A 19,115-nucleotide genomic window follows, 5' to 3' on the forward strand; every position below is an offset into this window, starting at 1 on the left:
CCGCGTGGTAATCCTGGCGTATGCGAACCGCTCAGAGAGCGGCCGCACCCTGCTCTCGAAGCGCCTGGCCGTACTGCTGCAACACCCACAACTCGTTCTGTACGGCGGCCAGATGGGCCGGGTCGGCGTTGCTGCCGAGGCGGGTGAGGGTGATCTGGATGTCGTGGATGCGGCGGTCCACGGCTCTGCGGCGGACCGTCACGAGTTGGTCGCCCGCGTACGCCTCGTCGACCGTGCGGCGCATGATCGCCTCGACCGCCAGCTCCGTGACCATCGCACGGACCGTGTCGTCGGGGGCCGCCTCACGGACCCGGACCAGATACTCCTGCGGGTCCTGTACGCCGTACTCCGCGCCGCCCGCGTCCAGGACGGCCTGGCGTACGGCGGCGTAGGGCGGGGCGGTGAACTCGTCCACGCCGTACGCGTCGAACGCCGGGGAGACCAACTCCGGGCGCTGGAGGGCCAGTTTGAGCAGCTCGCGTTCGGTGGCGTACACCGGGTTGCGCAGGTTCAGGGCCGGGCCGGGGCCGGCGGGACGGGCGGAGGCCGCCGCCTCGTACTGCTGAGGGGCGCGGGAGGCCGGGGCCTGGCCCCTGCCGCCGCCGCCCCGTTCGCGGGCCCAGCGGGCCAGCTGGGCGACCCGCTTGACCACGAACTGGGTGTCCAGGATGCCCAGCATCCCGGCCAGCTCCACGGCGACCTCGTGCTGCGCGCCGCTGTTCTTGATGCGGGCGACGATCGGGGCCGCCTCGTCCAGCGCGGCCGCCCGGGCCGCCGGGGTGTCCAGGTCGTAGCGGTTCACGATCTGGCGGAGGGCGAACTCGAAGAGCGGGGTGCGCGGTTCGACCAGGTCGGCGACCGCCTCGTCGCCCTTGGCCAGGCGCAGCTCGCAGGGGTCCATGCCGTCGGGCGCGATCGCGATGTACGTCTCGGCGGCGAACTTCTGGTCGTCCTCGAAGGCACGCAGGGCCGCCTTCTGGCCGGCCGCGTCGCCGTCGAAGGTGAAGATCACCCGGGCGCTGCCGTTGTCCATCAGGAGGCGGCGGAGGATCTTGATGTGGTCGCCGCCGAACGCCGTGCCGCACGTGGCGATCGCGGTCGTCACTCCGGCGAGGTGGCACGCCATGACGTCCGTGTAGCCCTCGACGACGACCGCGCGGCTGGCCTTCGCGATGTCCTTCTTCGCGAGGTCGATGCCGTACAGGACCTGGGACTTCTTGTAGATCGCGGTCTCGGGCGTGTTGAGGTACTTGGGGCCGTTGTCCGCCTCGTACAGCTTGCGGGCGCCGAAGCCCACCACCTCGCCGCCGATGTCGCGGATCGGCCACATCAGCCGGCCGCGGAAGCGGTCGATGGGGCCGCGGCGGCCCTCCTGGGAGAGGCCGGACAGGAGCAGTTCCTTGTCGGTGAAGCCCTTGCCGCGCAGATAGCGGGTGAGGTGGTCCCAGCCCTGGGGGCTGTAGCCGACGCCGAAGTGGACGGCGGCGGCCTGGTCGAAGCCGCGCTCGGCGAGGAAGACCCGGCCGGTCTCGGCCTCGGGGCCGGTGGCGAGCTGTTCGGCGTACCACTGCGCGGCGATCTTGTGCGCCTCGACCAGGCGGATGCGCTCGCCTCGCTGGTGGGACGGGTTGTATCCGCCTTCCTCGTAGCGCAGGGTGATGCCGGCCTGGGCCGCGAGGCGCTCGACCGCCTCCGAGAAGGAGAGGTGGTCGACCTTCATCACGAACGTGATGGTGTCGCCGCCCTCCTGGCAGCCGAAGCAGTGGAACAGTCCCTTGCTCGGGCTGACCTGGAAGGACGGCGACTTCTCGTCGTGGAACGGGCACAGCCCCTTGAGGTTGCCGCCGCCCGCGTTGCGCAGCTGGAGGTACTCGGACACCACGGCGTCGATCGGGACCGCGTCCCGTACCGCCTTCACGTCCTCGTCGTTGATCCGTCCTGCCACGTGGTGATTCTACGGGGCCGAACTGACACTCCTGGGGCGTGACGTCCTCACGGACCGGCACTCACGGCACAAGGCTTTCGAGTGGGATGTGCGGGTCCGCCAGGGCCTCCGTGTTCACCCGGGTCGTGGAGCGGATCAGCCGCTGGATCGGCTCTGTGACGTCCCACACATTCACGTTCATCCCGGCCAGCACCCTCCCCTCCTTCACCCAGAACGCGATGAACTCGCGCTTGCCCGCGTCGCCCCGGATCACCACCTCGTCGTACGACCCCGGGGGCGCCCACCCGCTGTACTCCATCCCCAGGTCGTACTGGTCGGAGAAGAAGTAGGGCACGCGGTCGTAGAGGACGTCCTTGCCCAGCATCGCGCGTGCCGCCGCCGGGCCGCCGTTGAGCGCGTTGGCCCAGTGCTCCACGCGCAGCCGGGTGTCGAACAGGGCGTGCGGGAAGGACGCCACGTCGCCTGCCGCGTGGATGTCGGGGTCGGAGGTGCGCAGCCGCTCGTCGACCGCGACGCCGCCGCCGTGGGCACGGCCGGCGATCTCCAGCCCCGCGGCCTCCGCCAGACCGATGCGCGGCGCCGCGCCGATGGCGGCCAGCACGTCGTGCGCCGGGTACTCCTCGCCGTCGTCGGTCCGCGCGGCCAGCACCATGCCGTCCTGGCCGACGATCTCCGTCAGCCGGACACCGAAGTGGAAGCGGACGCCGCGCTCGCGGTGCAGTTCCTCGAAGAGATTGCCGAGCTCGGGGCCGAGGACGCTGTGCAGCGGGGTCGGCAGCGGCTCGATGACGGTCACCTCCGCGCCGTACTCGCGGGCCGCCGCCGCGACCTCCAGGCCGATCCAGCCGGCGCCCGCGATCACCAGATGGCCGTTGTCCCGGCCGAGGGCGGTGAGGACGCCCTTGAGGCGCTCGGCGTGCGCGAGACGGCGCAGATGGTGGACGCCCACCAGGTCGGTGCCGGGGATGTCGAGGCGGCGGGGCTCGGCGCCCGTGGTGAGGAGCAGCTTGTCGTAGTGGACGAGGGTGCCGTCGTCGCCGAAGCGCACGGTCTTCGCGGTGCGGTCGATCGCGTCGACGGTCTGGCCGAGGTGCAGCTCGATGTCGTTCTGCGCGTACCAGGCGGGTTCGTGCACGAAGACGCTGTCGCGCTCCTCCTTGCCGAGCAGATAGCCCTTGGACAGGGGCGGGCGTTCGTACGGGTGGTCGCGTTCGTCGCTGATCAGTATCACCCGGCCGGTGAAGCCCTCAGCACGCAGCGTCTCGGCCGCCTTCGCGCCGGCCAGACCTCCTCCGACGATGACGAATGTCTGATCCGCGTCGACCACTTGATGCCTCCTCGTAAGGGTGCCGCCACATGCGAGCGTCCCGCACGCAGCGTGATGCGGGAAGAGGGAGTGCCCCGATCAGGCCACGGAGGGTCACTTCCTTGTCACACGTACCTCGTCAGTCTCACGTGTCGGTCACACGCGCCCCGTCAGGCGCGCGTGGAGCGAGCGGGCCGAGGCGTCGGTGAGGGAGGCGATCTGGTCGACGATCACGCGTTTGCGGGCGTGATCGTCGGGTGCCCCGTCGAACAGGGCGCGAAACTGCGGATCCAGTCCGTCCGGGGCGCGGGCGGTCAGCGCCTCGGCGAGTTCGGCGACGACGACCCGCTGGTCGGCACGGAGCCGCTCCTGTTCGGCGCGCTGCATGACATACCGGTCGGCGACCGCCTTGAGGACCGCGCACTCCATACGGGTCGGTCTCGGTACGACGAGTTCGGCGCCGTAGCGGGTGAGGCCGCCACTGCCGTACGCGGCGCGCGTGGCGCCCTCGGCGGCCAGGCAGAAGCGGCCGATGAGCTGGCTGGTGGCGTCCTTGAGGCGGGCCTGGGCGACCGCCGTGCCGTCGTACCCGTGCGGCCACCACTCCTGCTCCTGGAGCCGGTCGAGGGCCTCGGCGAGTTCGGCCGGGTCGGTGTCCGCCGGGACGTACCGGCCGACGGCGACCGCGAAGACCGCCTGCCGCTCGGGCTCGGCGTGCAGGCAGTTGGGGTCGATGTGGCCGGCGTGCAGGCCGTCCTCGACGTCGTGCACCGAGTACGCCACGTCGTCGGCCCAGTCCATCACCTGGGCCTCGAAGCACGTGCGCGTGCCGGGGGCCTCCTTGCGGACCCAGTCGAAGACGGGCCGGTCGTCCTCGTAGACCCCGAACTTGCGGGACTTGGGGTCGGTGGGGTGGGCGCCGCGCGGCCAGGGGTACTTGGTGGCGGCGTCCAGCGCGGCGCGGGTGAGGTTGAGGCCGACGGAGCCCTGCGCGGTGAAGCGCTTGGGCTCGATGCGGGTGAGGAGCCTGAGCGACTGGGCGTTGCCCTCGAAGCCGCCGCAGTCCTCGGCGAACTCGTTGAGCGCCTGTTCGCCGTTGTGACCGAAGGGCGGGTGGCCGAGGTCGTGGGAGAGGCAGGCCGCCTCGACGAGGTCGGGGTCGCAGCCGAGGGCCGCGCCCAGCTCGCGGCCGACCTGGGCGCACTCCAGGGAGTGGGTCAGCCGGGTCCTGGGACTGGCGTCCCACGCATGGAGCGTTCCCGGGGTGACCACCTGCGTCTTGCCCGCGAGGCGGCGCAGGGCCGCGCTGTGGAGGATGCGGGCGCGGTCGCGTTGGAAGGCGGTGCGGCCTGGGCGTTTGTCCGGCTCGGGCGCCCAGCGGTCGGTTGACGCCGGGTCGTAGCCGGGGAGGGGTTCGGGTTCGGTGCCTGTGCCTTCCATGGTTCGACAGTAAGCGTCGGCAGTGACAATTGGGTGTTGATGTGCCTGCTCGTCTGCCGCGTTGTGTTGATTTGCGGCTGCGGGTCGTATGTGGCTTGTCGCGCCCACGCGGCGGAGCCGCATATCGACACAGCCCCGCGCCCCTCAAGCGGCTGTCGTGGCCGGGGTTGCCAAAGCCTGGTCGTAGCGGTGCAGTACCAGGCGGGTCATCGCCTCGTGGGCGCCCAAAGGAGCCGAGGCTATCCACGGGGCCTCTTCCGCGCACTGTGTAGCGAAGCGGCCCGGGGCCGTGAAGCAGGAGGCCACCGCTATGCGGTGGCGGCCTCGGGCGGTCAGGGAGCGTACGGCCGCTTCGACGGTCGGTGTCGCCGCGGAGGCGTAGGCGGGCACCACGGGCACGCCCAGGCGCTCGGCGAGGAGGCGGGCGGTGCGACGGGTGTCGGCCGCGGAGTCGGGGTCGCGGGAACCGGCCGCGGCGAGGACCACGGCGCCGTTGCGGCGCACGGGGTCGTCGGCGCCGGTGCGCCAGCCGGCCTCGACGAGGCGGGCGTACAGGGTCTCCACGAGGAGCGGGTGCGGGCCGAGCGGGGCGGCCACGCGCGTGCGTGCCGCGGCGGCGGCCGCCATCTCGGGGATGTCCCGCTTGACGTGATAACCGCGGCTGAGCAGGAGCGGTACGAGCACGGCGGGCGTGTCGCCGAGGGCGGCGAGGGTGTCGGGGAGCAGGGGCTCGTTCAGCTCGATGTGCCCGAGGCGCACCGGCACGCCGGGGCGCAGTTCCCGTACCCGTTCCATGAGCAGACGGACGGTGTTCAGCGCGCGCGGGTCCCGGCTGCCGTGCGCCACGAGCACGAGGGCGGGCGGGGCGGGGCGGCGGCGCCTGCCCCGGAGCGAGACGAGGCTGAGCCGGCCGGCCAGCTCGCTGCCGATGCTGCTCATGATGTCCGCCGTGCTGTCGAGGTGGATGCGCGACTCGTCGCGAGGAGGGTTCGACGCCGTCATGGAAGGATCCTGGCGGCCGGAGATTGCACCCCCGTTGCGCCGCGGTGACAGGTATTTTCCGTGGGTTCACGGCACGGGCCCCGGCGGTGTGAGGCGAACCGGATCACCGCGGGCCGCGTCTTCCATGGTCGAAGGGGACCGGGGAGCTGAGGGGACCGCATGAAGATCCGTCGACCGCGCCTGCCGCGCACCCGTGCCGGGCGGCGGCGGCTGGTGCAGGGTGTCATGGCCGGCTGCGTGCTCGCGCTGCTGCCGGCGACCTGGCTGTACGTGTCCACGGCCGACCGGCTGCGCACGACGGCCGACGCGCCCCGTACCGAGGTCGCCATGGTCTTCGGGGCGGGACTGTGGGGGGACGGCAAGCCGTCGCCGTACCTCGCGCACCGGCTGGACGCGGCGGCGAAGCTGTACCGCGCGGGCCGTATCGAGGTCGTGCTGGTCACCGGGGACAACAGCCGCAAGGACTACGACGAGCCCGACGCGATGCGGACCTACCTCACCGGGCACGGCGTGCCGGACGCCCGCATCGTCAGCGACTACGCCGGCTTCGACACCTGGGACTCCTGTGTCCGGGCGAAGAAGATCTTCGGCGTCGACCGGGCCGTGCTGATCAGCCAGGGCTTCCACATCCGCCGCGCGGTCGCCCTGTGCGAGGCGGCCGGGGTCGACTCGTACGGCATCGGGGTCGACGCCAAGCACGACGTCACCTGGTACTACGGCGGCACCCGCGAGATCTTCGCGGCGGGCAAGGCGGCCCTGGACGCGGTGTTCGAGCCGGATCCGACCTTCCTGGGCCCGAAGGAGCCGGGGGTGGCACGGGCGCTGGGCGCCGGACGCTGAGCCGGGGCCGGGCTCGCCCCGCCGCGCCTCACGGTGGCGGGGGCGCGGCGGGGAGGCCGGGTTCGCGTCCGTGTAACAAAGGGCCGTCACGGGACGTAACACGCCCGAAGCACGCTGAGCGGTATGCAGACCGCCTCGACGCCCACCCACTGCCCGTACTGCGCCCTGCAGTGCGGGATGAATCTGTCGCCCCTGCCGCAGGGGGGCGTCGAGGTGACCGAGCGGGCGGACTTCCCGGTGAACCGGGGAGCGCTGTGCGGCAAGGGGCGTACGGCTCCGGCGGTGCTCTCGTCAGGGGTGCGGCTGACCTCGCCGTTGGTGCGCTCCGGCGGCGCGCTCGTGCCCGCGAGCTGGGACGAGGCGCTCGACCGTGTCGCCGCGGGACTGTCGTCGGCGCGGACCGGGTACGGTCCCGACGCCTGCGGGGTGTTCGGCGGGGGCGGGCTCACGAACGAGAAGGCGTACTCGCTCGGCAAGTTCGCTCGGGTGGTCCTCGGCACCTCGCAGATCGACTACAACGGCCGCTTCTGCATGTCGTCCGCGGCGGCCGCCGGGACCAGGGCCTTCGGCCTGGACCGGGGGCTGCCCTTCCCGCTGGAGGACATCCCGCGGACGGGGTGCGTGATCCTGGTCGGCTCCAATCTCGCGGAGACGATGCCGCCGTCGCTGCGGTTCTTCGGCGAACTGCGGGAGAACGGCGGCACGTTGATCGTCGTCGACCCGCGCCGCACGAAGACCGCCGAACAGGCCGACCTGCACCTGGCCCCGCGCCCGGGGACCGATCTCGCGCTGGCGCTTGGGCTGTTGCACCTGGTGGTGGCGGAGGGCCGGACGGACGAGGCCTTCATCCAGGAGCGCACGGCCGGCTGGGAGGACGCCCGGTCCGCGGCGATGGCGCACTGGCCGGAGTACGTGGAGCGGATCACGGGGGTGTCCGTTCCACAACTCCGTGAGGCCGTACGGCTGTTCTGTGAACCGGAGACCGCGATGGTGCTCACGGCGCGCGGGCCGGAGCAGCAGTCCAAGGGCACCGACACGGTCGGCGCATGGATCAACCTGTGCCTGGCGACGGGCCGGGCGGGCCGTCCGCTGTCCGGGTACGGCTGTCTGACCGGGCAGGGCAACGGGCAGGGCGGGCGTGAACACGGCCAGAAGGCCGACCAGTTGCCCGGCTACCGCAAGCTCACCGACCCGGCCGCGCGGCGGCATGTCGCCGAGGTGTGGGGCGTGGACCCCGACAGCCTGCCCGGGCCGGGGCGCAGCGCCTACGAGCTGCTGGACGCGCTGGGCACCGACATCCGCGCGCTGCTGCTGATGGGTTCCAACCCGGTGGTGTCGGCGCCGCACGCGGCGCATGTGGAGGAGCGGCTGCGGTCGCTGGACTTCCTGGCGGTGGCGGACGTGGTGCTCTCGGAGACGGCTGAGCTGGCCGATGTCGTCCTGCCGGTCACCCAGTGGGCGGAGGAGACGGGCACCACGACCAGCCTGGAGGGCCGTGTGCTGCTGCGCCGCCGGGCGATCACACCGCCCGCCGGGATCCGCAGCGACCTGGAGATCCTGCACGGGCTCGCGGCCCGCCTGGGCGTGGAGAAGGGCTTCCCGACCGACCCCGAGGAGGTCTTCGACGAGCTGCGCCGGGCCAGTGCCGGGGGCCCCGCGGACTACTCGGGGATCACCTACCGGCGGCTGGCCGAGGAGAACGGGGTGTTCTGGCCGTGCCCGTCCGTCCTCGGTGGCGAACCGGACGACGGCGAGGACGCGGCGCTGGACGCGGCGGAGGCCGACCCGGTCGGAGAGGCCACGGAACCGGACGACCTCATGGGCCCCACCGTTCACCCCGGCACCCCGCGCCTCTTCCTCGACGGCTTCGCCACGGAGGACGGACGGGCCCGCTTCGCCGCCGTCTCGCACCGCGACTCGGCCGAGGAGCCGGACGCCGAGTACCCGCTGCTGCTGACGACCGGCAGGGTCGTGTCCCAGTACCAGTCGGGCGCCCAGACGCGCCGCGTGGACGAGCTGAACGCGGCCGCCCCCGGCCCGTTCGTGGAACTCCACCCACGGCTGGCGGCCCGGCTCGGAGCGGCCGACGGCGACCCGCTGGCCGTCGTCTCCCGCCGGGGCCGCGCGGTGGCCCCGGCCCGCGTCACCACCAGCATCCGCCCCGACACGGTCTTCATGCCGTTCCACTGGCCGGGCGAGGGCCGCGCCAACACCCTCACCAACCCGGCCCTCGACCCCACCTCCCGCATGCCGGAGTTCAAGACGTGCGCGGTACGCGTGGAGATGGTGCGGCCCTGACCCCACGAGCGCCGCCCGCGCCACCCGGTCCGACGTCTCAGCGCGGATCGTCCGGCTTACGTGCCCCCCGGCAACCCGTCGTCGTCCCCGGGCATCGACTCCGTTCCCGTGTCCTGCGTGTCCATGGTCAGTTCCTGGCGTCCCGGGCCCGTGGAGAGCTGCTGGTCGGTGCGGAGTTGGCGCAGGCGGGCCAGGAGGTCCTGCATCGCGGGCAGGGGCAGGGTCTGGATGTAGGCCGAGATGTCGCCACCCCCGCCGATGTACTGCGGGACGTCGAAGCCGGCGAACTCGCGGACGATGCGGATCATCGCCACGTTGTCCTTGCCCAACGCCTCCACCTCGGCCTTGAGCTCGAGGCCGGCGCGGCGGGCCTCCGCGCGCGCCCGGTAGGCGTCGATGAGGTCGTCCAGCTTGGCGTTCTCGACGGCCACGCCGAGCTTTTCGCCCCGGCCCTCCTCGATGAACTTGGCCTTGAGCGTGTCGAGCAGGGCCGGATCGGTCGGCGTGAACCGGCCGAGGCTGGTGTCCAGCGTCTCCACGCCCCACTTCTCCAGCGCGTGCCTGACCCGGTCGGTGAGGTCCTTGCGGACGTGCTCGTAGCTGGCGAGGAACTCCAGCACGGAGTTGGTCATCACGATCTCGTTGAAGTACCCCGCCACCGCCGCGCCGAGGACGTCCCGCACGAACCGCTTCATCGGCGCGGGGTCGTCGACCAGCCCGCCCAGTCCCGCGGTGCTCACGCCACCGAACCGGCTGACCAGCTTCGGCGCCACGTCCGGCGGGATCTGCAGGTTCTGCCAGAGGTCCACGGACAGGTCGAAGCCCTGGACGTTCACGGTGATCCGGCCGAGGTCGGCGTCGTAGTTCTCGGCCTCGGACGCCCGTTTGTCGTGCCACTTGAGGATCAGCACCCGCGTGGGGATCACCATCACCCGTACGAACCACGGGTTGAGCGCACACGTCGTGCCCTTGCCCAGGGTCTCCTCCTGGACACCCCGCTGTCCGCCCTTCTCCAGGAAGACCCAGGGCAGCCGGAAGCTGCTGTGCCCCGTCACCCTCGGCGCCACGGCACCGTCCACGTCCTGGCCGGGCTCGGCGCCGTCCAGGGTGATGACCACTCCGGTGTAGTCCTCCCCGATGGAGATCTCCCTCAGATGCGCCTCGGTCAGCCCGTCGCGGGCGGCGGCCACATTGTCGACCGTGACGACGTCGAAGAGCTCCGGATTGATGTCGTAGTACGCCCCGCCACCGAGGATGGCCAGTTGCCTGCCCTGCTCGCCGCCGCCCGCGAGGAAGGCCTCCCCGTCCTGGAAGCTGTCGCACTCCATGTGCCGGCCGAACCTACGGTCCGGCGGCCGCACGGCACCCTCCTTCGCCTGCACCAGGCCGATCGTGCCCGGCGGCACAAAGGTGCGCGGCCTCATCTCGACGCGGAACAGCCGGGGATTGATGTAGTACGACTGACCGCCGCTCAAGGTCGTGACCTGGACGCCCTGTTCGCCCTTGCGCCTGCCGTCGCCGAGCAGGAACTTCTCGCCGTCCTGGAAGTCGTCGCAGTCCACGTGCCGGGCGAGCCTGCCGCGGTCGGACCGGTTGTGCCCCTCCAGGGCCGTCACCACGCCGATCATGTCGGTCGGCACATGCACCCTGGGCACGAGGTCCACCGAGTTGACCACCGGCCACATCCAGTGGGTCCCGGGGAGCAGCGTGCGGGCCAGGACTCCGCGCGCGTCGGCCGGGTTGACCTGCTTGAACGTACGGTCCGGATGCGGGGCCACATAGCGCCGGGTGATGATCCCGACGTGGTCGGCGGGCACCACGACCCGCCCCCTCAGGGCCACCGCCCCGGCGATGGCCAGCAGGATTAAGAACACCAGAACGATCACGGGTCGATCCCCCATTCCCGTAGCCGCGCGTGCAGCGCCAGCACGGTCGAACTCCAACGGTCGTACCAGTCCGGGTCGTTCTCATGACCCGGGTCGCGCAGCGTGGGGTAGAAGCCGGCCCGTCGGCCGGGTCCCGCCCGCCGTGCGAAGTCGCGGTAGCGCCGGGGCACGGCGTCCTCGGCCGTGTCGCGCCAGCCCAGTGCGGCGCCCAGCTCGGGGAAGCGCGGCCCGCGCGGTCCCCCTGCGGGGGCGAGCGCGAGCTGGCGCCGGAAGCCCTGCCGGCCGTGGGAGTGCTGGGCCCACAACGCGTCGATGCCGGCCAGCAGTTCCCGGGGCACGGTGGCGGCGTGCCGCGCGCTCAGCCAGCCCTCGGTGAGCCGGCCCGCCGACTCCATGACGAGCCGGGTGGTGAGCAGGTCGGCATGCTCGTACTCGTCCTCCGTGAGGTGGGCGCGCACCCGTTCCAGACCGGCGGCGGCCGTCAGCCGCACCGGGGACGGGCCTCGCCCGCCGCGGGCCCGGCGCGGTTCGGGCAGCCGCGGCGGCCGGCCGCGGGCCGCGTCCTCGTGCAGCCGGCGCAGCAGGTCGAGGTGGGCGTCGTCGAGCGGCGCGCCGTCGCGGGCGTCGATGTGCCAGGCGGCGGCGAGGTGGTAGTTGACCTCTCCGTCGAGCAGGACGGGGACGAACGGCCGCCCGTGCACCTGGCCTTCGAGGATCATGCGGGTGATGTCGTCGGAGTCCTGCGACCGGGGCGTCATCACGACGACGACGGCGACGGCGTGCCGCAGTTGCTGCCGGATCGTCCAGAAGTGGGCGTCCCCGGGCCGCAGATCGCCGATCGACCAGACCGGCAGCCCGGCCTCGCGCAGCCGGCCGGCCAGCGCGCGGCCGTACACGGCGTCGGCGGGGGCGTAGCAGACGACGAAGGACGGTCGGTCGGGTGCGGTGAGCGGGCGGGGCGGGGAGGGGTTGGCGACGTCTTCGTTGTCCCGGGCGGCCGCGGCACCGGGCGCGGCGGGCCGGCCCGCGACGACGGCGGCGAGTTCGGCGGCCTTCTCCGTGAACTCCTCGTCGGTCACGTCGCTGAAGTCCCGCCAGACGCGGTTGGCGGCGAACGGCGGTACGGCGACATGGCCGAGCAGCACCGGGATGAAGCGCAGTCCGCGCTCGGCCGACGCGGTGGCCAGCGCCGCGTACTCGTCCATGGCGCGGCCGGAGCGCACGGACGCCGGGCTGATCACGGCGATGCCATGGGCGGAGGCCAGCAGTTCGGCGTCCAGGCGGTGGACGACGACCTCGCTCGGCTCGATGCTCCACTCGGCGAAGAAGGGCCGTAGTCCGTGCGCGGCGAGCTCCTCGGCCAGCCGTTCGGTCCAGGCGGCGTCGTCGGCCGCGTAGGAGAGGAACACGTCGCTCGACCGGTCGTTCAACAGCGTGGACCTCCTGGGCGCGGCCGCCCGGGGCCGTACGGCCACCGGAGCGGGCCGCCGGTTGCGAGGGGGACCAGGCTAGGGCTGGAACCACCCCCTCCACCCAGGCATTGAGCAAGTCGCACCAATCCGGTTCCCTTGCCTACGGGACTTTGCGGCGCGAGGGCGGGCCGAGGGCCGCCGTGGGCCGGGCGGGCCTGGCGGGTCGGATGGGCCGGAGCGGCGGACGCGGTGCCGGGGGCGTGCGCGGCGGGGTGCTCGGCAGCGGTTCGACCAGCGGTGCGGCGAGCGCGCCCAGCGCCGCCCTGCCCGTCTCCTCCCAGTCGCTCTTTGCCGACCGCCGCATCTCGGCCAGCAGGGCGGCTGCGCGCGGGCGCGGTTCCGGGTCCTTCGTCAGACCGGCGGCCAGCAGCTCGCGCAGGGGGCGGGGTATCCCCGTCAGCGGTACCGGTGCTGTGGTGTGCCGGGCCATCAGGCTGAACAACTGCGGTACGGGAAAGGGCGGCCGCCCGGTCAGGCAGCGGTACAGGACGCATGCGGCCGCGTACACGTCGGCCTGGTGGGTCGCGTCCCCGGTGCCCTGCCACAGCTCGGGGGCGCGCAGCTCCGGTGCGCCGGTGGTGAGCGCCGCGAGTCCCAGGCCGGTCACCGTGACCGTCCCGGCGGCGCCGACCAGCACCTTGCCGGGCCGCAGGTCGCCGTGGGCCGTGCCCCGCTCGTGCGCGGCCGCCAACGCGCGCAGGACGTCCCGGAAGAGCACCGCCGCGGCGGGCCCGGACAGGGCTCCGTGCCGGTCCAGCAGGCGCGCGAGGGTGACGCCCTCGACCGCGTCGCTGATCAGTGCCCCGCCGGCGGCCACGGCCGACCGCTCGTACGCCGTCCGGAACGCGGGGGCCTGCACGAACCGGTACGGCGCGGCCGCCTCGGGGATCCGCAGCCCGGCCAGCCGCCGGACGTCCGCCAGGAACGCGGCCTCGCGCGGCCGGTGGATCAGCGGCCGGGCGGGCACGTACCGCACCACGGCCGGGCGCGCGGGCCCCTGGGCGGGGCCGGGCGCACGGGGCACGGCCGGGGACCCGGCCGACGCGCCCGCCTCGTCCCCGGAATCGTGGGCGGGCCACGCCAGTACGACGCGCCCGCACCGCCCCGTGTGCAGTTCACGCACCTCCGTCCACCGTGGCAGTCGCCACGGCCGGGTGACCACCATCTCAGGCTCCCGCCGTGCGCCGCGGTGTGCGGAGGACCCGGACCAGGCGGGCGACCTCGCGGTCGTAGTGGGCGGTGCGGGGACGGGTGAGGTCGAGCGGCTGGTGGATGGCGGCGAGCGGGGGCAGCGGGACGTCCGCGATCCGCGCCGGTACGAACCGCAGGCCGCCCTCGTACTTGCGGTGCAGCAGCGCGGCGTACTCGTCCCGGGCGCGGGGGTCGGCCGTCGTGCCGGAGCCGAACAGCAGGACTCCCAACCCGGCCTCGGTGAGCGCCCGTTCGGTCTCCAGGAGCGAGACCAGTCCCGGCGCGACCCAGCACACCAGGAACACATCCAGATCCGCCGCGCGCAGCCGCCCGGCCAGCAGCTCCGCCGCCTCCGCGTCCCCGTCCGCGTACGACACGAAGACGTCGTACGGGCCCTGTCGCTCGGGCGGCTCGGACGCCGCGCCGCTGCCGGCGCCGCCGTCGTCGGCACGGGCGCCGGCTCGCCGTTGGCGGTATTCGTGGAATCCGAAGTACGTGCCCGCCACCGTGAGCAGCAGACCGGCGACCGCGATCGCCAGGTTGACCCCGTCAAGCCCCGTCATGGCTGGAGTGTAGGGGCGATACCCGTACAAGGGACGGGGTTTGCCCTCAGTGGACCCGGTTCAGCCAGTCGCCGCCCGCGATGCGCGTGCCGCGTGCGCGCAGGAGGGCGGCGACGTGCGGCGCGGCCACGTACACCCAGGCGCGCACGGTGGTGCCGTCGCCGCGTACGACATTCCGGTCGACCCGTTCGTAAAGGCTGCGCGGGTCGCCCGGAACGTACTCCTCCAGCCGGTCGAGTTCGGCGAGCAGTTCGGGGTACGCCTCGGGCAGCGCGGCGACGAGTTCCCCGCTGACGACTCCCCCGGGTTCCTCGACGGCGTAGGGATATCCGGGGCCGTCGTACAGCACCGCGTCCGTCAGCCGGCCGGGCTCCTCGGAGCGCGTACGGCCGCGAAGGAACAGGTCGTGGTTGGGCTCGCCAGGGCGGAGCGTGCCGTAGACGAAGAACGGAAGGGTCACAGGAACGATTCTGCATCCCCTCCGACCCCTCACACATCTCCTTGAAGGCGCTATGGACATGACATGTCATGGCCCTTTAAATCGTCTGTCGACATCAGCGCCACCCCCACGCCTTCGAGGCGCCTTCCCAAGGAGACCGATGAGTCGGACACGGCACATCCGAGGATCCCGTCTCACCACGGCCGGCATAGCCGTCACCACGGCGACCCTGCTGGCCGCCGCTCTCTCCCCCGCCGCCCACGCCGACGGCAGACCGACCCGGGCCACCGCGATCGAGAACGCGGCCTCGGCACTCGTACAGCACGCCACCAGCCTGGGCCTGACCTCCACACAGGACACCAGCGTCCGGGACGTGATCGTCGACAAGGACGGCACCCAGCACGTCCGCTACGACCGCACCTACCGTCAACTGCCCGTTCTCGGCGGTGACTTCGTGGTCCACCTGGCCCCGAACGGCACGTTCCGCAACGCGAACCGCGCCACGCGGAGCCATATTTCCCTCTCCTCGATCACCCCGAAGCTGTCCGCCCCCAAGGCCGCCGACCTCGCGGTGAACGCGCTGCGCGCGGCGAACCTCGGCGACACCCTGAAGCGCGTCAAGGCCAAGCCGGAGCTGGTCGTCGACGCGCTGCACGGCGCCCCGAAGCTGGCCTGGCGCACCAACGCGGTCGGCCTGGACTCGCTCGGCAACCCGGTGGCCCGCACGGTCCTCACCGACGCCCGCACCGGCGCCCAGATCGACGCCTGGGACAGCATCGAGACGGCGACGGGCGACGGTCAGTCGCTGTACAGCGGCACGGTGCCGCTGGAGACGACGCAGTCGGGGTCGACGTACCAGCTCAAGGACCCGACCCGCGGCAACACGTACACCGGCGACGCCGCCAACAAGACCGACCTGTGCATCTTCGGCATCTGCTTCGTCCGCGCCCCCGCGACGCTGTTCACGGACGCCGACAACCACTGGGGCACGGGGGCGAACACCGACCGCTCCTCGGCGGCGGTGGACGCGCAGTACGGCACCAACGAGACCTGGGACTACTACAAGAACGTCCACGGCCGCAATGGCATCGCGGGCGACGGCAAGGGCTCGTACAACCGCGTCCACTACGGCAACAACTACAACAACGCCTTCTGGGACGACAGTTGCTTCTGCATGACGTACGGCGACGGTGACGGCTCGGTCTTCGGTCCGCTGGTGGCGCTGGACGTCGCGGGCCACGAGATGTCGCACGGCGTGACGTCCAAGACGGCGGCGCTGACCTACTCGGGCGAGTCCGGCGGCCTGAACGAGGCCACCTCCGACATCATGGGCACCCTCGTCGAGTGGTACGCCAACAACCCCTCCGACCAGGGCGACTACCTCATCGGCGAGGAGATCGTCCGCCCCGGCTTCGGCAAGCCCGCCCTGCGCTTCATGGACCAGCCGTCCAAGGACGGCAACTCCGCGGACTACTGGAGCTCCTCGGTCGGCAACCTCGACGTCCACTACTCGTCCGGCGTCGCCAACCACTTCGCCTACCTCCTCGCGGAGGGCAGCGGCGCGAAGGTCATCAACGGCGTCAGCTACAACTCGCCCACGTACAACGGCTCGACGGTGACCGGCATCGGCCGCGACAAGCTCGGCAAGATCTGGTACCGGGCGCTGACGGTCTACATGACGTCCTCCACCAACTACAAGGCCGCCCGCACGGCCACCCTGAACGCGGCCAAGGACCTCTACGGCGCGGGCAGCACGGAGTACAACGCGGTGGCGGCGGCGTGGAGCGCGGTCAACGTGAACTGACCTGATGAAGACCGGGTTTCCGCTGTTACAGTGCGCGCCATGTCGAACCGTCTGAAGCGCACCCTGGCATCCGCCGCCAGAGGGGCTGCGATCACCTCCGTGCTCGTCGTGTACTGGGCGAGCCGGGGTGCTTCACCGGCCGGGCTGGCGCCGTGGGCGACCGGCGTCGCCGCGCTCTTCGCCGGGATCACCTGGTACACGTGGTGGTTCTACGGTGAGTCCCCGAAGGCGCTCGCGCTGCAGGCGAAGGCGGAAGCGAAGGCGGCGGCGAAGAAGATCGGCTGACACAGGAACGTACGCGGCGAAGTCACTGTGGTGGAACTGCCGCAACACCACGAGAAGGCCGGTGCCCGTCGGGGCACCGGCCTTCTTGTGTGGGGTGGGGTCAGGCGGCCAGTTCCGCCTGCTCGTTCGGGGACTCGGCGGGCTGTTCCTGCTTGTCGTCCCGCATCACCACCGTGGCCAGGACCGCCGCGGCGAGGACGCCGAGGGCGCTGAGGGTGAAGGTGGTGGACATCGAGGAGGTGAAGGCCTCCCGGGCCGAACGGAGGAGGGCCGGGTGGGCCGCGGCGACGGCTCCGGCGATGGAGTGGCGGGCCTGGTCGGGGGCGTCCGCGGGCATCCGGTCCGTGTAGCCGCTGGAGAGCAGCGAGCCGAGGATCGCGATGCCGAGGGCGGTGCCGGCCTGCTGGACGGTGTCGTTCAGGGCCGAGCCGACGCCCGCCTTGTCCGCCGGGATGGTGGCCATCAGCGCGCCGACCGCCGCCGGCATGGCCGCACCGGCACCGAGGCCGAGGAGCCCCAGGGCGATCGCCGGGACGGTGAAGCCGGAGCCGGCGTCGACGGTGGTGAGCAGGGCGAAGCAGGCCACCATGATCAGCATGCCGGTCAGGATCACCAAGCGGTTGCCGATCTTCGCGGCCAGCTTCACACCCGCCGCGTTGCCGACGATCGCGGTCACGGCCAGTGGCAGGAAGGCCAGGCCCGCCTTGATGGCCGAGTAGCCGAGGACGAACTGCAGGTACTGGGTGAGGACCAGCAGCAGACCGCCGTTGCCGATCTGGACCAGGGCCAGGGAGAGCGAACCTCCGCTGAAGTTGCGGTGCTTGAAGAGGACCAGCGGGACCATCGGGGAGGAGGTCACGTTCTCCCAGATCACGAAGGCCGCGAGGGCGAGGACCGCGACGGTCAGGCTGATCAGGGAACGGCCCTCGAACGCGCCGTGCTGCGGGATCTCGATGATCCACCAGACGAGCGCGGTCATCCCGGCCGCGGACAGCACCGCACCCAGCGGATCGGCCTTCTGCCAGGGCGCCTTCGACTCCGGCATCAGGGTCACACCGGCGAGGACGGCCAGGACGACCACGGGGACGTTGAGGAAGAAGATCGAGTGCCAGGAGAAGTGGTCGACCAGGACACCGCCCAGCACCGGGCTGCCGACCAGGCCGAGCATCGACACCGAGCCCCATGCCGCCATCGCCCTGCCGCGCTCCTCCTCGTCGAAGACCGTGATGAGGATGGAGAGGGTGGACGGCATGATCAGCGCCCCGCCGACCCCCATCGCCACCCGCACGGCGACGACCTGTCCGGGGTCGGCGGCGAACGAGCCGGCCAGTGAGGCCGCGCCGAACAGCAGCAGGCCGATCAGCATCACCCTACGGCGGCCGAAGCGGTCACCGAGGCTGCCCGAGGTGAGCAGCAGACCGGCGAAGACCAGGACGTAGGAGTCGAGGATCCACTGGACGTCCTGGGCGCTCGCGCCGAGGTCCTCGGTCATCGCGGGCACCGCGACGGTCAGCGCCATGCTGTCGACCACCAGGACCAGCGTGCTCAGGCACAGCACGACGAGGATCCACCAGCGACGTGGGTTGCGGGTTTCCATCGGGGTTCTTCCTTTCGGGCTTCACCGTCCGCGCACAGACCGACCAGACTGCGCACACTGTTCCTGTGCTGCGAACACTGTTCCTAGCGATGCGAACACTGTACGCAGACCGGAACAGTGTGCGCAACCCCGTCCGCTGTACGCTGGTTGCGCACGTCGTACGCAGGAACGCACACCCGCCCCTGAGCACCCCGAGGAGCGCCATGGCAGCCAAGGCGAAGCCGAACCCGATCCCCTCCGTCTGGGCCCGGCAGCAGTCCGAGCCCGACCAGCCCACGCTCAGCCGGGCCGTGATCGTCCGCGAGGCGATCGCCATGCTCGACGCGGAGGGCATCGAGGCGCTCAGCATGCGCAAGCTCGGCGCCCGCCTGAACGCGGGCGCGACCTCCCTCTACCGGCACGTCGCCACCAAGGACGAGCTGATGGAGCTGGCCGTGGACGAGGTCGCCGCCGAGATCCACGTACCGCCCTCCGACAGCCCGGACTGGCGGGCCGCGGTCACCGAGGCCGCGGCCTCCTTCCGCGCCACCGCCCTGCGGCACCCCTGGCTGTCCTCGGTCCTCGGCCAGGCCGGCCTCGCCTATCTCGGCCCCAACCTGATGGCCTTCACCGAGCGGCTCGCCGCGCTGTTCACGGCGATCGGCTTCCCCGAGCCCAGCGGGGCGATCGACGCCGTGCTGTCGTACACGATCGGCATGAGCAGCACGGAGGCCGCCTGGCTCACCACGGTCGCCCGCTCCGGGGAGACCGAGGCCGAGTTCATCAACCGGCTGCTGCCCGCCGCCCAGCAGGCCGCGGCCGGCCACGACCATCTCTCCGGCGCCTACACCGACGCCGTCGCGGCGACCACGGACCCGGCCGCGGTCCGCGACGACAAGTTCGCGTACGCCCTGGAGATCGTGCTCGACGGCCTGGCGATGAAGCTGTCCGACTAGCCGCGCCGCCCCAGGCGGCCCCGCGCGTCCCGGTCACCCGTTCACCCCCGCCGCCCGAGCCGTTCGTGTTCTCTTCCACGGCGGCCCCGCCCACGCCCATGACCTGCCGGAA

Annotated in this window: 15 protein-coding genes; 5 read left to right on the forward strand and 10 right to left on the reverse strand. The window is 72.1% G+C overall.

Annotation, left to right across the window (positions count from 1 at the left end; genetic code table 11):
* Positions 1-31 precede the first annotated feature (31 nt).
* The 4 genes from dnaG to AB0I54_RS07685 all read right to left on the reverse strand — a co-directional run bounded on the left by dnaG (position 32) and on the right by AB0I54_RS07685 (position 5,693).
* The gene (gene dnaG / locus AB0I54_RS07670) at positions 32-1,945 is read right to left on the reverse strand and encodes a DNA primase (protein ID WP_363295008.1); all 1,914 of its coding nucleotides are present in this window, start codon (positions 1,943-1,945) and stop codon (positions 32-34) included.
* 61 nt (positions 1,946-2,006) lie between these two features.
* Positions 2,007-3,272 (reverse strand): FAD-dependent oxidoreductase, encoded by a 1,266-nt coding sequence (locus AB0I54_RS07675; RefSeq protein WP_363295009.1) that lies wholly within the window; start codon positions 3,270-3,272, stop codon positions 2,007-2,009.
* A gap of 135 nt (positions 3,273-3,407) precedes the next feature.
* Complete coding sequence (locus AB0I54_RS07680) at positions 3,408-4,691, reverse strand: deoxyguanosinetriphosphate triphosphohydrolase (RefSeq protein ID WP_363295010.1); 1,284 nt, start codon at positions 4,689-4,691, stop codon at positions 3,408-3,410.
* Positions 4,692-4,835: 144 nt separating this feature from the next.
* Positions 4,836-5,693 carry a sirohydrochlorin chelatase gene (locus AB0I54_RS07685; RefSeq protein WP_363295011.1) on the reverse strand — a complete coding sequence of 286 codons (858 nt, stop codon included), beginning with the start codon at positions 5,691-5,693 and terminating at the stop codon, positions 4,836-4,838.
* A 159-nt stretch (positions 5,694-5,852) separates the two neighbouring features.
* On the opposite strand from AB0I54_RS07685, the gene AB0I54_RS07690 reads away from it, so the two are divergent.
* Positions 5,853-6,533, forward strand: a complete 681-nt coding sequence (locus AB0I54_RS07690; RefSeq protein ID WP_363295012.1) for an ElyC/SanA/YdcF family protein — start codon at positions 5,853-5,855, stop codon at positions 6,531-6,533.
* A 123-nt stretch (positions 6,534-6,656) separates the two neighbouring features.
* Positions 6,657-8,831 (forward strand): molybdopterin oxidoreductase family protein, encoded by a 2,175-nt coding sequence (locus AB0I54_RS07695; RefSeq protein ID WP_363295013.1) that lies wholly within the window; start codon positions 6,657-6,659, stop codon positions 8,829-8,831.
* A gap of 56 nt (positions 8,832-8,887) precedes the next feature.
* On the opposite strand, the gene AB0I54_RS07700 is transcribed toward AB0I54_RS07695, so the two are convergent.
* The 5 genes from AB0I54_RS07700 to AB0I54_RS07720 all read right to left on the reverse strand — a co-directional run bounded on the left by AB0I54_RS07700 (position 8,888) and on the right by AB0I54_RS07720 (position 14,403).
* Entirely contained in the window at positions 8,888-10,717 is a 1,830-nt protein-coding gene (locus AB0I54_RS07700; protein ID WP_363295015.1) for an SPFH domain-containing protein, read from the reverse strand.
* A complete protein-coding gene (locus tag AB0I54_RS07705; RefSeq protein WP_363295016.1) occupies positions 10,714-12,147 on the reverse strand; it encodes a TIR domain-containing protein in 1,434 nt (477 codons plus the stop codon). Before AB0I54_RS07705 ends, AB0I54_RS07700 begins: the two co-directional genes overlap by 4 nt.
* 142 nt (positions 12,148-12,289) lie before the next feature.
* The gene (locus tag AB0I54_RS07710) at positions 12,290-13,354 is read right to left on the reverse strand and encodes a hypothetical protein (protein ID WP_363295017.1); all 1,065 of its coding nucleotides are present in this window, start codon (positions 13,352-13,354) and stop codon (positions 12,290-12,292) included.
* Position 13,355: 1 nt separating this feature from the next.
* Complete coding sequence (locus AB0I54_RS07715; RefSeq protein ID WP_363295018.1) at positions 13,356-13,943, reverse strand: toll/interleukin-1 receptor domain-containing protein; 588 nt, start codon at positions 13,941-13,943, stop codon at positions 13,356-13,358.
* Between the two features lie 46 nt (positions 13,944-13,989).
* Entirely contained in the window at positions 13,990-14,403 is a 414-nt protein-coding gene (locus AB0I54_RS07720) for a gamma-glutamylcyclotransferase family protein (RefSeq protein ID WP_363295019.1), read from the reverse strand.
* Positions 14,404-14,542: 139 nt separating this feature from the next.
* On the opposite strand from AB0I54_RS07720, the gene AB0I54_RS07725 reads away from it, so the two are divergent.
* Both AB0I54_RS07725 and AB0I54_RS07730 read left to right on the forward strand, forming a co-directional pair.
* Positions 14,543-16,186, forward strand: a complete 1,644-nt coding sequence (locus tag AB0I54_RS07725) for a M4 family metallopeptidase (RefSeq protein ID WP_363295020.1) — start codon at positions 14,543-14,545, stop codon at positions 16,184-16,186.
* Positions 16,187-16,225: 39 nt separating this feature from the next.
* Positions 16,226-16,471 carry a hypothetical protein gene (locus AB0I54_RS07730; RefSeq protein ID WP_363295021.1) on the forward strand — a complete coding sequence of 82 codons (246 nt, stop codon included), beginning with the start codon at positions 16,226-16,228 and terminating at the stop codon, positions 16,469-16,471.
* Positions 16,472-16,571: 100 nt separating this feature from the next.
* On the opposite strand, the gene AB0I54_RS07735 is transcribed toward AB0I54_RS07730, so the two are convergent.
* A complete protein-coding gene (locus tag AB0I54_RS07735) occupies positions 16,572-18,068 on the reverse strand; it encodes an MFS transporter (protein WP_363295022.1) in 1,497 nt (498 codons plus the stop codon).
* A 203-nt stretch (positions 18,069-18,271) separates the two neighbouring features.
* On the opposite strand from AB0I54_RS07735, the gene AB0I54_RS07740 reads away from it, so the two are divergent.
* Positions 18,272-19,003 carry a TetR/AcrR family transcriptional regulator C-terminal domain-containing protein gene (locus AB0I54_RS07740; protein ID WP_363295023.1) on the forward strand — a complete coding sequence of 244 codons (732 nt, stop codon included), beginning with the start codon at positions 18,272-18,274 and terminating at the stop codon, positions 19,001-19,003.
* Positions 19,004-19,115 lie beyond the last annotated feature (112 nt).

Origin of the sequence: Streptomyces sp. NPDC050625, assembly GCF_040654755.1 — a bacterium.
In the GTDB taxonomy this organism is placed as follows: Bacteria; Actinomycetota; Actinomycetes; order Streptomycetales; family Streptomycetaceae; genus Streptomyces.

Coding starts and splice junctions, on each gene's coding strand:
- AB0I54_RS07715 (WP_363295018.1), bottom strand. CDS start 13,943: ATGACGGGGCTTGACGGGGTCAACCTGGCGATCGCGGTCGCCGGTCTG.
- AB0I54_RS07740 (WP_363295023.1), top strand. CDS start 18,272: ATGGCAGCCAAGGCGAAGCCGAACCCGATCCCCTCCGTCTGGGCCCGG.
- AB0I54_RS07680 (WP_363295010.1), bottom strand. CDS start 4,691: ATGGAAGGCACAGGCACCGAACCCGAACCCCTCCCCGGCTACGACCCG.
- AB0I54_RS07695 (WP_363295013.1), top strand. CDS start 6,657: ATGCAGACCGCCTCGACGCCCACCCACTGCCCGTACTGCGCCCTGCAG.
- AB0I54_RS07710 (WP_363295017.1), bottom strand. CDS start 13,354: ATGGTGGTCACCCGGCCGTGGCGACTGCCACGGTGGACGGAGGTGCGT.
- AB0I54_RS07730 (WP_363295021.1), top strand. CDS start 16,226: ATGTCGAACCGTCTGAAGCGCACCCTGGCATCCGCCGCCAGAGGGGCT.
- AB0I54_RS07690 (WP_363295012.1), top strand. CDS start 5,853: ATGAAGATCCGTCGACCGCGCCTGCCGCGCACCCGTGCCGGGCGGCGG.
- AB0I54_RS07735 (WP_363295022.1), bottom strand. CDS start 18,068: ATGGAAACCCGCAACCCACGTCGCTGGTGGATCCTCGTCGTGCTGTGC.
- AB0I54_RS07685 (WP_363295011.1), bottom strand. CDS start 5,693: ATGACGGCGTCGAACCCTCCTCGCGACGAGTCGCGCATCCACCTCGAC.
- AB0I54_RS07725 (WP_363295020.1), top strand. CDS start 14,543: ATGAGTCGGACACGGCACATCCGAGGATCCCGTCTCACCACGGCCGGC.